Source organism: Aerococcus sanguinicola, from assembly GCF_001543145.1.
In the GTDB taxonomy this organism is placed as follows: Bacteria; Bacillota; Bacilli; order Lactobacillales; family Aerococcaceae; genus Aerococcus; species Aerococcus sanguinicola.
In genome coordinates, this window is the sequence record NZ_CP014160.1 from 1770079 (window position 1) to 1784350 (window position 14272).

Below are 14272 nucleotides of genomic sequence, written 5' to 3' on the forward strand. Positions count from 1 at the left end.
CCTGGATTTTTGCACGAACTGATTGTCGGTATAAAAAAGAGGCCGGAACAAAAAAGCTCCAGCCTTTTTAATATCGAACGTTTTCAAGAATCCCTTGCAAAAGTCAGGAATAATGCACTTTCTTTGCTCATGTCTTGGTTCACTAGAATCCTATGGCCAGGATAGCTGTGATATCAAAGGCAGTCAGTAGGTGAATTGATAGCTCTCACCATTGTTATCGAGAATGACTTGGCAATACCAGATGTCTTCTTCTAGTTTGAGTTTTACCTCACCTAAGTTAAATCGATAATATTTAGGCGCTTTACTTTGCTCATTTAAGTGATTGAGCTCTTGTCTTTTATCTGCCTTAGCTGACTGAGCTTCTTTTAGCTCCTTTTTGAGCCGATCACTTTCTTTTTGACTGACCAAGCGTTCCTGGTCCCAGTGCTCTTTTAGAGCCTGGACTTCCATTTGCTCATGTTCAATTTGCTGGGCTAAGTCTTCATAGTTGGCTAGCCACTCTGATGCTTCTGCATGGGCTACAGGAGAAGAGCTGTCCTCCTCGTCAACTATGTCTCTATCATAGGCTATCGCGTCGAAATTAGCAAATTTCATCTCCAATTCGTGCAATTCTTCAAGCAAGCCCTCAATAGTTGCTTCTTTTTCTCGCAGGCCATGCTTAAATTTAGCCTCTTTTTCTTTCTGCTTTTTTTCCAGCTTTTTTAAATTTTGACTTAATTCTTTCTCTTTGGAAAGCTCTTCTTCTAAACTTTTGCTAACTGATTGACTTTGATCGCGTTGTTCAGTCCTAGTTTCGTCCTCTAAAGCCAGGGCAAGTAGGGCTAGACTTTCAGCCTTTAAAGCTCCCTCCATAGTAATTACATTCTCTACTTGGGCTTGGTAAAGTTGAAGATTCAATTGGTAAAGCAAGAGGATGGTAAAAAAACAAGAGAGACTGGTCAAAAAGATCGAAGCTCGCTTAGGGGAGGTTTGTTTCATTGCGGTCACCTCCCTTAAAGAACAAGCGACTTTGGTAAGTTTTACCATTTTTAAAGCTCAGCTTAATGTGAATACTTTGAGGTCCAATCTGTTGACAGCTAAAGTCTTCGACCTCCATTAGCTGGGGTTGGTGGCCTTGGCGGTCGATCCGCAAGCGAATCATTTGGCTTTCTGCATTTTGGTAATATTCATAGCGGTAATCGCGCCCGTCTGCTAAGCGGAAGACAAAGGCTCGGGGCTGACAGGACACGAGCTCTCCTCGATAGCTTTGCCTCTGTAGTTTAATGAGGAAGAAAGCCCAGTCGTCTGCATAGCTTGCTTGAAGGGTCTTAAAATAGGTGAATTCATGATTTATAATAGTTGAAAAGCCATGGAGCAGGAGGGAAAAACAAAAGAGACTCAAGCATGCTTCTAAGAGGGTGAAGGCTTGGTCCGATCTAGAAAGTTTCTTCGGCCAATAGTTGGATATAGATGGTTTCTTCATCCCCAAACTCCTCTCCTAACTTGTAGCCCTCTGTTTTTAATTGCTTGAGCCAGGTCGGATCTTGACTCAAGCTTTGGAGGGACTGGAAATGCAGCTCTGCCTGGTCTAGCCTGGCTTGGGCAGCGTTAAGCTGGTCGATTTGAAGCTGCGTAGCGGTGACTAAGTAATGGATCAAAAGACTGAGTAGGAAGAGGGAGGCCGCTGCTTCTACCAGCAAGTAGCCGCGCTTCCTAGTCATATTCTCGAATAACATACTGACTACCTCCCATCTGAATTGTGACGCGGATATGTCCTTCAGGATGTTTGAAGTAGAGACTGCTTGGAGGAAGTTGTGTCTGGTAACCATTAAGGATAAGGTAGCTTGGCCGGTTTAACTTAAGCCCATCGTCCAGTTGAAAACTTTTAATCGGCTGGCTTTGGGTCGAATCCTGGTAGAAGTTAACCTGCTGGCTTATAGCAACCATAAAAAAGCGCTCACCATTTAGATAGGCCCGCTTATAGCAGCGGTCGTAATAAGCCATCACGCTTTGGATTTGATTTCTGGCATGGAATTCTAAACTAATCAAGCGAAAGCCCTTCCAAGTTGCCAGGCTAATGGCGGCAACCACTAGCAGGGTCAGGGCCATTTCTAATAGGGTGAAGCCTGGCCTAGCGCTGGATTTCATTGAGACGGTCAGCCTGGTCTTGGCTGAGGTAGCCAGTTTCTACTAGTTCTTGGATGCTATTAGCTTCTCGCCCTTCATTGGTAAGAAAGAGGGAGGCTTGGGTTTCATAGGTGGTCAGTAGGGCTTCATCTCCCTGCGAGCGGATATTATCTCTTTGTTGGGCAATATTTGGAATAACCAGTAGTAAAAGAACAGCGATAACGAAGAGAACAATGATCATTTCTAAAAGCGTGAAGCCTCGTCGGTCACTGCTTTTGAGTTTTTTTAGATACTTTTTAATGGTGTGTCTCATGCGTTTAAACCTCCTAGTAAATTGAGCATGGGTAACATTAGACTGAGATAAACGAGCAGGATGAGGAGGGCGACAAAGATAAAGAGGGCATTTTTAGCAATCTGGATGGCCTGCTGGCTCTTTGTAAAAAAGTCCTTAAGGCAGCGCTGGCTATAGAGGCGCATTTTGACTGCTAATTGATTCAGGTACTCGCCTTGAAGGACTATGGCAGGGAATTCTTGGGTGAAGATACCTGCTTGACTTAAAATATCATCGGTCGCCCGACCTTCTTCCAAACGCTTGGCCATAAAATAACCAAAACTGTTTAAGAAATCCGATTCATTCTGCTCTTGAAAACTCTGGATAATCTCCTGGATGGGAAAGCCCAGAGCAAATAGCTGGCTAAATTCATAAGCAAAAAAATAGGTATAATAGAGACGGAAGTAATGACCGATAAAGGGCAGGGCAACATAAATTTGAGCGCGTTTGAGCGCTGTTAATTTTTTTAGAAAATAATAAGTAACTAAGCCGACGAGGCCGGTGATAAGGCTGCTGTAGACCAGGATGAGAGGTAGGTTCTCTAGGAAATAGCGGAGAAAAATGACTAAGGAAGACTCTTCGCCTGAACCCATCTCCTGGATCTGGGGGAGGAGAAAGGACCGCATGACAAAAAGCATACCTAGGATGAGGAATACTAAGAAAAAAGGGTAGGTTAAGGTTTGACGGATCTGCTTGGTATTGGCTTCTCGTAATTTCAGATAGTTTGCGACTTCCATCAACTTATCAGCAAAAGCACCGTGGGCTTCTGCGATCTTAATTTGAAAGCGTTGGTTGCCTTGGAGTTTAAGGTGCTGGCAGGCTTCAGAGAAGCTCTTGCCCAAGAGGATATCATTTTCCATGGCTTGGAAAGTTGTAGCCTGCTTGGGGTAGACAATGCTTAGGAAGGGGAGGGTATCCTGTAAGGAGAAACCTTCCTTCAGCATCTCTGAAATGTAGCTGAGCACACTAGCTTGGAGCTGACTGGTCCAGCTGCTGGTAATTTCGTAATGGATAATTTTCTTCCAGGTAATATTCTTGGAAGGTTCTTTGACTGATGACATCTTGTTCGCGGGCCTCCTTTAATTTTTGGTTCAGAGTGGTCATGCTTGGAGGAACTTGTCCGTGAACAACGACCGAAGCAATCGTTTGTCCAGCCATCCATTCGATTAAACAGATGCGGTCATGCTGACTAGGATGGGGCTTCTGACAGGGTACCAAGCGCTGGGAAGAGATAATGAGCAGGGTTTGGATGAGTTGCTCATTCGTGATGCCGAGCTCCTTTAGCCGACCAATAACGCCCACACAGTCCTTAGCATGGATCGTCGCCAGAACCAGGTGGCCAGTCAGGGCCGCGCGGATGGTCATGCGAGCCGTCTGGGCGTCACGAATTTCGCCAATGAGTAAGATATCGGGATGGTGGCGTAGACTTGCTTTGATGAGCTGGTCATAGTCCACCCCAGCTGCTCGATTGATCTGTGTCTGGAGGAAACGGTCGTCCTTAATTTCAACAGGGTCTTCCATGGTAATAACCGACCGCCGTTTCTTTTCATAGTTTTCCCTCAGTAATTCATACATGGTAGTCGTTTTTCCTGAACTGACTGGACCAGAGAAGATGATCAGGCCGCTTTGTTTTTGCATAGCGCTCGAGAGGGCGCGATAGCTGGAGGGATCCAAGTCTTCGAGGAAGGGCTTGTGGTCTTTTTGGGAGTAGAGCAAGCGGATAACCAAGGACTCTTCCAGGCGGTAATTAGCAATACTAGAGAGCCTTAATTCGATCGGGTCTTCACCCTCTTGGTAAACGAAGCTGCCGTCTTGGGGTATGCGACGCTCGCCGGTATCCATATTGCTGCGGTACTTTAAGAAACGGATGAGTCGGAGTCCTATTTCATCCGTTAAAGTCATGATTTCTTCAATGCCCGTAGCGGTTCGCAAGAGCACTTGATAGTGATCGCTCTGAGGGAAGATTTGAATATCTTCTGACTGAACCTGTCGGGCGCGTGCAATCACCTCTTCAAATAAATTTTCCATAAGAAACTCCTTTCATTTTTATCGGTCATAGATATATAAACGCCTCAGATCAAAAATTCACTAAGTCATATTAAAAAAGTAAAAGAACGATTCATTTTTTGAAGTGGATTTATCTATGTTATAATAAATTCATAGATGTTTTAGAGAAGAAGGTGTCTTAATGAAGAGACGAATTAAAAAATTACAGGACTTACTTAAAGAAGAAGATATCAAGGCCTTCTATGTCAGCAATCCTTATAATATCCGCTATCTCAGTGGTTTCACGGGGACCTCAGCTAAAGTCCTTGTGACCCAGGAGAAAGCTTATCTTATTACTGATTTTCGCTACCGTGAGCAAGCGGAAAGCCAGTGCCCTGATCTTGAAGTCGTGATTGCCGGGGGTTCAGCGAGTCAGGATTCACCCCTGGCCTTTATCAAACGCACGCTCAATGCTATTTCTTGTGACCACTTGGCCTTTGAAGATGAGGACGTTTCAGTTGCAAGCTATATGGCCCTCGATGAAGCTTTAGAAATTGATCTAGTGCCATTTTCGGGTGCGATTGAAGTGCTCAGACAATTCAAGGACGAAGAAGAAATCGCTCTAATTGAAAAGGCTTGTGAGATTGCCGTTCAGACTTATGACTTCATGCTCAATGAAGTGAAGGTCGGTATGACAGAAATTGAACTTGCTAATGCTATCGACTTCCACATGCGAAGTTTAGGTGCTTCTGGCGTTTCCTTCGATACCATTGTGGCGTCAGGCTTACGGTCAGCTATGCCACACGGTGTAGCGAGTCAGAAAAAAATTGAGCAAGGTGACTTGATTACAGTAGACTATGGCTGCTACTACCAAGGTTACTGTTCCGATATGACGCGGACCTTTGCCTTGGGGGATCCAGGCGCCAAATTAAAAGAAATCTATCCCATTGTCCAAGAAGCCAACCGCCGGGTCAGCCAAGCTGCCCGACCAGGAATCAGCGGCCAGGCTTTGGATGCTGTCGCCAGAGACTATATCAGTCAAGCTGGCTACGGCGACGCTTTTGGCCATTCGCTAGGCCACAGCATTGGCTTAGAAATCCATGAAGCTCCCAATGCCAGCCCATCTTACGATGAAGCCCTTCAAGTGGGCCAACTGATTACCAATGAACCGGGGATTTATCTAGAAGGCATTGGTGGGGTCCGCATTGAAGATGACCTAGTCATTACTGAAGAAGGTAACCGCATCTTAACCCCAGCTAGCCGCGAATTAATTATTCTCTAAATTAAAATAAAATAAGGATATTTGTTCGCTAGTTGGCTTTTATATGATAAGATTAGTTATAACGTATTTGAATTGGAGGACGAGTTATGATTACAACAAATGATTTTAAAAACGGCTTAACCATTAAAGATGGCGATACACTCTACCGCATCGTGGATTTTCAACACGTTAAGCCAGGTAAGGGGAGTGCCTTTGTTCGCTCTAAATTAAAAAATCTACGGACAGGTGCGCTTCTCGATAAGACTTGGCGCGCTGGCGAAAAAGTAGAAACTGCTCATATTGACAATGATGCCATGCAATATCTTTATGCTTCTGGGGATATGCATGTTTTCATGGATAATCAAACTTTTGAACAAATTGAAATTCCAAGCGAACAGATTGAAGAAGAACTGAAGTACTTATTAGAAAATATGGAAGTTCAAGTAACCTCTTATGAAGGTGAAATCTTAGGGGTTAGCCTGCCAACAACAGTAGAATTAGAAGTTAAACAAACAGAACCCGGTATCAAGGGGGATACAGCCTCAGGTGGTAGCAAGCCAGCTACTATGGAAACAGGTTTGGTGGTTAATGTCCCATTTTTCGTTAACGAGGGAGACCATCTGATCATCAACACCAATGACGGAGAATATGTATCACGCGCTTAAGCTTGTAAAATAGAGAGTGGGGGGAATGTGAACATGGCAGAACGAACGGGAATGCTAACAGCTGAAGACCAGGCTTGTCTCGGTTCTTTCAACATTGCACCAAAAGTTATCGAAGATATTGCAAGCCAGGCTTGTAGAGATTTTGAAGAAGTAAACTTGCTTTCTTCTTGGCGTGCCAATTTTAATGACTGGATGAACCGTGACCAAGCGGTAATCCTCTATCAGAATGAGGACCATGAGATCTTTTTGGAAATTGCACTTTCCTTAAAGTATGGTGTCAATGTGCCAGAAACCATGACCCGCTTGCAACAACACGTGTTCGAAGAAGTTTATTTTATGACAGATGTACAACTTGACGCTATCAATATTAAAGTGACTGAACTTAATATTTAGGATAGGGTCTGAAGCTTAAAGGATGAATAAAGGAATGAAATTAGGCACTTCACAAATTAGAGAAATTGCTCTCCTAGTTCTCTACCAGCAAGCATTAAATCCGGAACTGGCTCCAGAAGCATGTATGACTTATGTTCTAGAAAACTTAGACCAGTTGAAGCAGGTCGTTAAGTATGAGGAAGTCGATGAAGAGGGATTAGAAGCGCTCAAAGATAAAGAACAATTTTTCGAAAAACAGCAACAAAGCCCTAGCAAAGGCAATGATTTTACGGCAATTGATTTTGAAGAGGGGGAAGAACTTCCTCCCTATCTCTTACAATTAGTTTCTGGTGTTCTGGCCAACCAAGAAGCCATTGATGCGAGGTTGGACCAGTCTATCTCAGGTAAATGGTCAGTCAAACGTTTGGAAAAAATTAATTTAGCTATCTTACGTCTAGCTCTATATGAAATGTTCTACGTTGCAGAAGACCGGGTTCCTAAGGTAGTAGCGGTTAATGAGGCGATTGAACTCGCCAAACGCTATTCGGACGACCGGTCGCGACGCTTTATTAATGGTGTTTTGTCAAATACAATGGAAAAATAAAAATGACCTTGAGGATTAATTCAATCACTGGGATGTCCCAGACTGCTTAAAAATATAAGAAATGAGGAACAGAAAATGATTGAAATTTATTCTAAAGATTATGTGAAAGAGCAAAAGAAAAAAATGGCTGAACGTGTTGAGGCCCTAAAGGCAAAAGGTATTCATCCCTCGATGACAACTTTCTTAGTCCAAGGACGCAGCGCTAATGCCCAATACGCTAAAGTAAAAGGCCGCTTTGCGGAAACTGTTGGCGTGGACTACCACTTAGTTGAACTAGACGCTGAAACCACTACGGAAGATCTTATTAAGGCAATTGAAGAGAAAAACCAAGATCCTAATACCCATGGGATTATGGTTGAAATGCCTCTGCCTGAACATATCGACGAGTCTCAAATTCGTGTGGCCCTAGATCCTAATAAGGATGTAGACGCTCTCCATCCTATCCATTTAGGTAACTTACTCCACCAGCGTCCTTCAACTATCCCCAATACTCCTTTGGCTGCGATGAAAATGCTCGAACTAGCAGATACTGAATTCAAAGGTAAAGACTGCGTGGTGATTGGTAACAGTACGGTTGTTGGCCGTCCATTGGCTGAACTCTTAGAGCAAAAAGAAGCAACGGTTACCCTCTGCCATATCTTCACCAATGATACGGCTAAATTTACGCGTGAAGCTGACATTGTCTGTTCCGCAACGGGCGTGCCCCATCTTGTGACTGAAGATATGATTAAAGAAGGGGCGACTGTCGTTGATATTGGGACAACCTATACCGAAGATGGCAAACTCTTAGGTGATGTGGATTATGAAAATGTTGCCCCTAAGACACGGGCGATAACCCCAGTTCCAGGTGGTGTAGGCCCTGTTACCCAAGTGATGCTTTTTGATCAAATGATTACGCGATTAGAAAAAGAGGCAAATTAATGACGCAAGGTAAATACTTGACAGTGAGCCAGCTCACCCAGTATATCAAAGCTAAATTTACCCGAGATCCTTACTTAGAGACAGTCTATCTCACGGGTGAAATTTCTGGTTACCGGTCGCGGGGCAAGGCAAACAATCAGTATTTCAGCATAAAAGATGATAATGCGCTGATTTCGGCTGTGATTTTTCGCGGCCGATTTCAGCGTATTCCTTTTGACCTTGAAGAAGGGATGAAAGTTCTAGTTAAAGGAAGGGTGGGGCTCTATGAAAAGCAAGGCTCCTATCAACTTTATGTTGAAGACATCCAACCTGATGGGATTGGGTCTTTTTATATCGCCTACCAACAGCTCAAAGACAAATTAAGTAAGGAAGGTCTTTTTAATTTTGAACGCAAGGCGCTTCCTCCCTATCCTAAAAAAATTGCCGTAGTCACCTCACCCACGGGCTCTGTGGTTCGCGATATTATAACGACTGTCCGTCGGCGCTATCCCATTGTTGAAATTGTGGTCTATCCCACAGTAGTTCAGGGCGACCGGGCCAAGGACAGTATCGTTAACAATCTCAAACGTGCGGACCAGACTGGGGCCTATGATGTGATTATTGTCGGACGGGGCGGCGGCTCGATTGAAGACTTGTGGTGTTTCAATGAAGAAGAAGTCGCACGGACGATTGTTGCCTGTAAGACCCCCGTTATCTCTTCGGTCGGCCACGAAACGGACTACAGCTTAGCCGATGAAGCGGCCGACCGGCGCGCACCGACGCCGACTGCTGCCGCCGAACTAGCAACGCCGGTTCTCTTAGCAGATTTGGTCTTTCGGATCCAAGAACTTAGAAAACGTCTCTATACTGTCCAGGGCCAGCGTTTGAAGTATTACAGGCAGCGACTAGCTAGTAGCCAGCAGTCCTATATTTTTACCCAGCCACAGAAACTTTACGATGGCTATCGGATGAAACTGATCGGCTTGGAAGGCGACTTGCAAGCTAACTTGCAGCAAAAATTAAAGAGCCAGCAGGACCAGGTACGCCGTCTAAAAGACTTGCTAGCTAAATATAACCCACGCTATCAGCTCTTACAGTCCAAGCACCTCTATCAACAGACGAGTCAGAAGCTTGCCCAGGCCTTTGCCGACCAAGTGAAAAAGAAGGACCAAGATTTGCACCGACTTGTTACCCAATTGGACTTGTTGTCCCCTCTCAAACGTCTGTCAGGAGGCTATGCCTATCTGAGTAAGGATGGCCAGCATGTTAACAGCGTGCAGGACCTCCAAGCTGGCGATCATTTAGAAGTTCAACTACTCGATGGTCAAGTTTTCGCTCAGGTTGACCGGATTGAAGAGGCTTCCTTATGGGATAAAGAAGATAAAAAGGAGAATTAGAATGGCAATTGACTTAGAAAATTTGACATTTGAACAAGCCATGGCAAAATTAGAAGAAATTGTTGCTAAATTACAGAACGGGGATATTCCCCTAGCTGACTCCATGACTTATTTCCAGGACGGAATGGCCCTAAGCAAGTACTGTAATGACAGCTTGCAAGAGGCTGAGGAGACCATGGTTAAATTGATGAACGAGAATGATGAACTCGAAGACTTTGATAAGCAAGGGTAGGGATAAGATGAATTTACAAGACTTTAGGCGGTCTTATGCAGCTGCCTTTGAAGAGGCCCTGTTAGAAGAATTTCCTGAACAAGACGCCACTAGCATCCACCCCAGTATCCGTTATAGTTTAACAAATGGTGGTAAGAGACTCCGTCCCTTCTTTATTTTGGCTCTTGTCCAGGCTTTCGGTGGAGACCCTAAGTCAGCCTTTAGCCTGGCCAAGGCGATCGAATATATCCATTGCTATTCACTGATCCACGACGATTTACCTGCCATGGATGATGATGATTATCGCCGGGGAAAACCAAGTAACCACAAAGCTTTCGATGAAGCAACGGCTATTCTAGCTGGCGATGCCCTGCAGGCTAAGGCTTTTGAAGTGATCAGTCAGGATACTGATCTAGCAGCTGAAAGTCGGGTCAGCTTACTCGCCCAATTAGCCAAAGCTGCTGGGGACCAGGGAATGGTGGCTGGCCAGATGAAGGATATCATTTATGAAGGGCAAAAAGTTAGCTTGGCTCAATTGAAAGCTTTATACGACCAAAAAACCGGGGCCTTGATTCGCTTTAGTCTCCAGGCCCCCCTTGGACTGGTCCAAGTCAGTGACCAAACCAAGCTTGAAATGGCTAGTTTTGCTCAAGCCTATGCCCTTGCCTTCCAGATCCAAAATGACCTCCAAGAAGTCTTGTGGACAGATGAAGAACGAGGAAAACACACCCATTCTGACCAGGAGCTGGAAAAGAATACTTATCCAGCGCTCCTGGGCCTAGAAGCTGCCCAAGAGGCCTTGAGGGGAGAAATCAAACGCTGTGAAGAAATACTAAGTCGCTTAGAAGAAGTCATGGATACTACTTTGATCCGCGATTTTCTCGATTATTTGAAAGTTTAAGCATGAGGAGATAGGAGAAAGATGGGCAAAGAACGCGTAGATGTCCTTGTTGTCCGCCAAGGTCTCGCCAATTCCAGGGAGAAGGCCAAACGCTACATCATGGCAGGACAAATCTATAATGAAAAGCATGAACGCCTGGATAAAGCCGGGGAGAAAATTCCGGATACTTCTATATTGGAATTAAAGGGGGAGGATATGCCCTATGTTTCTCGGGGCGGCTTGAAATTAGTTAAGGCTCGGGATAGTTTTGATATCGACTTTAAGGATTTGATTCTCTTAGATATTGGGTCATCAACGGGTGGATTTACTGATGTTGCCTTGCAATCAGGAGCTAAGCAGTCTTATGCCCTAGATGTCGGCACCAACCAGTTGGATTGGAAGCTGCGCTCGGATGACCGGGTAATTGTTATGGAACAGACAAATTTTAGACATGCCAAAGTGGAAGATTTCAAAGCTGGCCAGCCAGATATTGCTAGCATTGATGTCTCCTTTATTTCCCTTAGTTTGATTCTCCCACCCCTTGTTCCGATCCTAAAAGCAGGGGGGCAAGTGGTTGCCTTAATTAAGCCGCAATTTGAAGCAGGGCGTGACCAGGTGGGCAAGAAGGGGATTGTAAGAGATCCTAAGGTCCACCTGGAAGTTTTGGACCGGACCTTTAAGATGGCTCAGGACCTGGGTTACGATATCCTCAACTTAACCTATTCCCCAATCACGGGCGGATCAGGTAATATTGAATTTTTGGCCTTATTGGAGAATCAGCGGCGTGACCAGGGGCAGAATTTACTGACTACTTCTCCAGAAGAAGTAGTTAAAGCTGCCCATGACCAATTTCATGCTTAGTGATGACTTGAAGAGAAGAAGGGATTGACACCATGTTACAGCATCTCACCATTCGTAACTTCGCTATTATTGAAGAACTAGAAATTGATTTTGAAGATGGGATGACCGTCCTAACGGGAGAGACCGGGGCCGGTAAGTCAATTATCATTGATGCGGTCGGGCTTTTGATTGGAGGCCGGGGGGCTTCTGATTTTATCCGTTACCATTGTGACTCTTTCTTCTTGTCGGGTATTTTCTTTATGCCAGAGCTCGCAGAGGATGGCCGGCGCTTACTTGAAGATTTAAAGATTCCCTTTGAGGATTCTCAACTGTTGATCAGTCGGGAGATGCACCGGTCAGGGAAGAATGTCATCCGCGTCAATGGAGTGATCTTGACCGTAGCCTTGTTAAAGAAAATCGGCAGCTACTTGGTAGATATCCACGGCCAAAATGAACACCAAAGTTTAATGGATGCCAGTCGCCATATTGAATTTTTGGATTATTTTGCCGGTAAAAAAATCCAAGGCAATCTAGAAGACTTCCAGAAAGAATACGAGCACTATCAAAGTTTAAAAGATGAACTGGACCAACTTTCCTTAAATGAACAGGAACTGGCCCAACGCGTGGACTTGCTCCGCTTTCAAATTTCGGAAATCGATGCTAGTCAATTAACAGTTGATGAAGACCAAGTCCTTGAAGAGGAACGGGAAGAACTACAGAACTACCAAAAGATTGCGGAAGTCCTGCAGTTCGTGACAGCTGGTCTCTCTTACGAAGAAGTGAATGTCATCGACCACTTGGGGCAAATGTCTGGTGAATTAGCCCGTTTGGCGGGAATGAACCAGCAATTTGACCAGTTTATTGAACAAATGGATGCCGCTTATTATGGCCTCCAAGACCTGTCTTCGGATATCCACCATTACATGGAGGATATGGTCTATGACCAGGACCGACTCAACCAGATTGAAGAGCGGCTCAATGCTATTCAAAAATTAAAACGCAAGTACGGACAGAGTATTGAAGAGATCCTGGCCTATGCTGATCAAGCACGGGAAGAATTGGAACGGCTGGACCACCGAGAGAGCCACCAGGAAGACCTTGAAAGCAAGCTCCAGACGTCCAAAGACCGTTTGCTCGACTTGGGTCACCAGCTGCATGAAGATAGGAGTCAAACGGCCAAAGACTTGGAACAAGTCATCATGGACCAGATGAAGGAACTCTATATGGCTAAGGCTAAGTTCAAAGTGCAGATCGACCTATCTAACCGTTTCTACAAAAATGGGATGGACCGGGTGGAATTCTACATTGCTACTAATCCGGGCGAACCCTTTAAGGCTTTAACTAAAGTGGCTTCTGGCGGAGAACTTTCACGCTTGATGTTGGCGATGAAAGCCGTCTTCCAAGAGGCTAAAGGGGTGACTTCCATCGTCTTTGATGAGGTCGATACAGGTGTTAGCGGCCGTGTTGCCCAAGCCATAGCAGAGAAAATGTATCAAATTTCATTAGGTGCTCAAGTACTTTGTATCAGCCACTTGGCCCAAGTCGCTGCCATGGCAGACCAGCAGCTCTACATCCACAAGTCTGAGAAGGATGGACGGACTATGACCCAAGTTAAAGATCTGAACCGAGAAGAGCGGGTTGAAGAATTAGCTCGTATCTTAGCCGGCGAACAGATTACAGAAAGTTCGCGCTTAGCTGCAGAAGACCAGCTGGACCAAGCAGCGAAGGACCGCCAAGCCATGCACCAAGCTTATGAGGAGGTTTTATGACTAAAGAGAAGCTTATTGTCATCTGTGGCCCCACCGGTGTCGGAAAAACCGCATTAAGTTTAGACCTTGCGCAAAAATTTTCCGGCGAGGTAGTTAATGGCGATTCCATGCAGGTTTACCGCCACCTAGATATCGGTACCGCTAAAATCAGTCCAGAAGAACGCGGGTCCATTCCCCACCATCTCTTTGATCTACGGGAAGTTCACGAAAGCTATAGTGTGGCCGACTTTAAGCGGGATGCCACAGAAGTCATCACGAAGATCCATGAAAGGGGGCACTTGCCACTCTTAGTGGGCGGAACGGGTCTCTACCTTGAGGCCTTGCTTTATGATTTTGACTTAGGGTCGGAAGTTGCTGAGCACCCGGCCTTTCGTGAAGCTATGGCAGGCTACGCTGACCAGTATGGGGCCCTAGCTCTCCATCAAAAATTGCAAACTGTTGACCCCAAAGCAGCGGAAGCCATCCATCCCAATAACCAACGCCGGGTGATTCGAGCGCTTGAAGTGTGCCAGTTTTCGTCAGGGAAATTTTCTGACCAGAAGCAGTCCCGACACCAGGACAGTCCTTATGACTTATTAATTATTGCTCTAGTTCGGGACCGGCAGAAGCTCTATGAACAGATCAACCAGCGGGTGCTTGAAATGGTAGACCAAGGTCTCCTCGAAGAGGCCAAGTGGCTTTACCAGCAAGACTTACCGCCTGATGCCCAGTCGATGAAGGCTATTGCCTATAAAGAACTCTTTCCCTACCTGAGCGGTCAAGAAAGCCTCGAGGCAGGCATCCAGCGCCTGCAAAAAAATACTCGCCACTATGCCAAAAGACAATTAACTTGGATCCGCCACCGCTTGCCTGCTGCTCAGACCTATGACCTTGTGGATGATCCCCAAGCAACCGACTACCAGCGTCTAGTAGAAGAAGTTAAGCGCTTCCTTAAAACTTAGTCACTAGTT

At 45.3% G+C, this 14272-nt stretch carries 18 protein-coding genes; 11 read left to right on the forward strand and 7 right to left on the reverse strand.

Annotation, left to right across the window (positions count from 1 at the left end; translation table 11 throughout):
* Positions 1-183: 183 nt before the first annotated feature.
* The 7 genes from AWM72_RS07890 to comGA are packed head-to-tail and all read right to left on the reverse strand — an operon-like array spanning position 184 to position 4465.
* On the reverse strand, positions 184-978 hold the full coding sequence (locus tag AWM72_RS07890) for a hypothetical protein (protein WP_067975940.1): 795 nt from the start codon (positions 976-978) through the stop codon (positions 184-186).
* Positions 959-1462, reverse strand: a complete 504-nt coding sequence (gene comGF, locus AWM72_RS07895; RefSeq protein WP_083272350.1) for a competence type IV pilus minor pilin ComGF — start codon at positions 1460-1462, stop codon at positions 959-961. The genes AWM72_RS07890 and comGF overlap by 20 nt, the downstream gene beginning before the upstream one ends.
* Positions 1416-1715, reverse strand: a complete 300-nt coding sequence (locus AWM72_RS07900) for a hypothetical protein (protein WP_067975947.1) — start codon at positions 1713-1715, stop codon at positions 1416-1418. The genes comGF and AWM72_RS07900 overlap by 47 nt, the downstream gene beginning before the upstream one ends.
* Positions 1693-2127: a prepilin-type N-terminal cleavage/methylation domain-containing protein gene (locus AWM72_RS07905; protein ID WP_067975950.1), complete on the reverse strand. Its 435-nt coding sequence runs from the start codon at positions 2125-2127 to the stop codon at positions 1693-1695. Before AWM72_RS07905 ends, AWM72_RS07900 begins: the two co-directional genes overlap by 23 nt.
* The gene (gene comGC / locus AWM72_RS07910) at positions 2111-2419 is read right to left on the reverse strand and encodes a competence type IV pilus major pilin ComGC (protein ID WP_067975954.1); all 309 of its coding nucleotides are present in this window, start codon (positions 2417-2419) and stop codon (positions 2111-2113) included. The genes AWM72_RS07905 and comGC overlap by 17 nt, the downstream gene beginning before the upstream one ends.
* On the reverse strand, positions 2416-3498 hold the full coding sequence (gene comGB, locus AWM72_RS07915; RefSeq protein ID WP_067975957.1) for a competence type IV pilus assembly protein ComGB: 1083 nt from the start codon (positions 3496-3498) through the stop codon (positions 2416-2418). Before comGB ends, comGC begins: the two co-directional genes overlap by 4 nt.
* On the reverse strand, positions 3404-4465 hold the full coding sequence (comGA, locus tag AWM72_RS07920; protein WP_067975960.1) for a competence type IV pilus ATPase ComGA: 1062 nt from the start codon (positions 4463-4465) through the stop codon (positions 3404-3406). The genes comGB and comGA overlap by 95 nt, the downstream gene beginning before the upstream one ends.
* Positions 4466-4625: 160 nt before the next feature.
* Here comGA and AWM72_RS07925 point away from each other — a divergent pair, with 160 nt between their 5' ends.
* From AWM72_RS07925 to miaA, 11 genes are all read left to right on the forward strand, one after another.
* The gene (locus tag AWM72_RS07925) at positions 4626-5705 is read left to right on the forward strand and encodes a M24 family metallopeptidase (protein ID WP_067975963.1); all 1080 of its coding nucleotides are present in this window, start codon (positions 4626-4628) and stop codon (positions 5703-5705) included.
* 86 nt (positions 5706-5791) lie between these two features.
* Positions 5792-6349, forward strand: coding sequence for an elongation factor P (gene efp / locus AWM72_RS07930; protein WP_067975967.1), 558 nt, complete (start codon positions 5792-5794; stop codon positions 6347-6349).
* A 33-nt stretch (positions 6350-6382) separates the two neighbouring features.
* Positions 6383-6742, forward strand: a complete 360-nt coding sequence (locus AWM72_RS07935) for an Asp23/Gls24 family envelope stress response protein (RefSeq protein ID WP_067975972.1) — start codon at positions 6383-6385, stop codon at positions 6740-6742.
* Positions 6743-6764: 22 nt separating this feature from the next.
* Positions 6765-7325 carry a transcription antitermination factor NusB gene (nusB, locus tag AWM72_RS07940; RefSeq protein ID WP_083272352.1) on the forward strand — a complete coding sequence of 187 codons (561 nt, stop codon included), beginning with the start codon at positions 6765-6767 and terminating at the stop codon, positions 7323-7325.
* A 75-nt stretch (positions 7326-7400) separates the two neighbouring features.
* Positions 7401-8246, forward strand: coding sequence for a bifunctional 5,10-methylenetetrahydrofolate dehydrogenase/5,10-methenyltetrahydrofolate cyclohydrolase (locus AWM72_RS07945; protein WP_067975978.1), 846 nt, complete (start codon positions 7401-7403; stop codon positions 8244-8246).
* Entirely contained in the window at positions 8246-9622 is a 1377-nt protein-coding gene (xseA, locus tag AWM72_RS07950; protein ID WP_067975981.1) for an exodeoxyribonuclease VII large subunit, read from the forward strand. The genes AWM72_RS07945 and xseA overlap by 1 nt, the downstream gene beginning before the upstream one ends.
* A gap of 1 nt (position 9623) precedes the next feature.
* Positions 9624-9854: an exodeoxyribonuclease VII small subunit gene (locus AWM72_RS07955; RefSeq protein WP_067975983.1), complete on the forward strand. Its 231-nt coding sequence runs from the start codon at positions 9624-9626 to the stop codon at positions 9852-9854.
* A 7-nt stretch (positions 9855-9861) separates the two neighbouring features.
* Positions 9862-10734, forward strand: coding sequence for a polyprenyl synthetase family protein (locus AWM72_RS07960; RefSeq protein WP_067975986.1), 873 nt, complete (start codon positions 9862-9864; stop codon positions 10732-10734).
* Between the two features lie 21 nt (positions 10735-10755).
* A complete protein-coding gene (locus tag AWM72_RS07965) occupies positions 10756-11574 on the forward strand; it encodes a TlyA family RNA methyltransferase (RefSeq protein ID WP_067975989.1) in 819 nt (272 codons plus the stop codon).
* A gap of 32 nt (positions 11575-11606) precedes the next feature.
* Positions 11607-13322, forward strand: coding sequence for a DNA repair protein RecN (gene recN / locus AWM72_RS07970; protein ID WP_067975992.1), 1716 nt, complete (start codon positions 11607-11609; stop codon positions 13320-13322).
* Positions 13319-14263 carry a tRNA (adenosine(37)-N6)-dimethylallyltransferase MiaA gene (gene miaA, locus AWM72_RS07975; protein ID WP_067975996.1) on the forward strand — a complete coding sequence of 315 codons (945 nt, stop codon included), beginning with the start codon at positions 13319-13321 and terminating at the stop codon, positions 14261-14263. Before recN ends, miaA begins: the two co-directional genes overlap by 4 nt.
* Positions 14264-14272 lie beyond the last annotated feature (9 nt).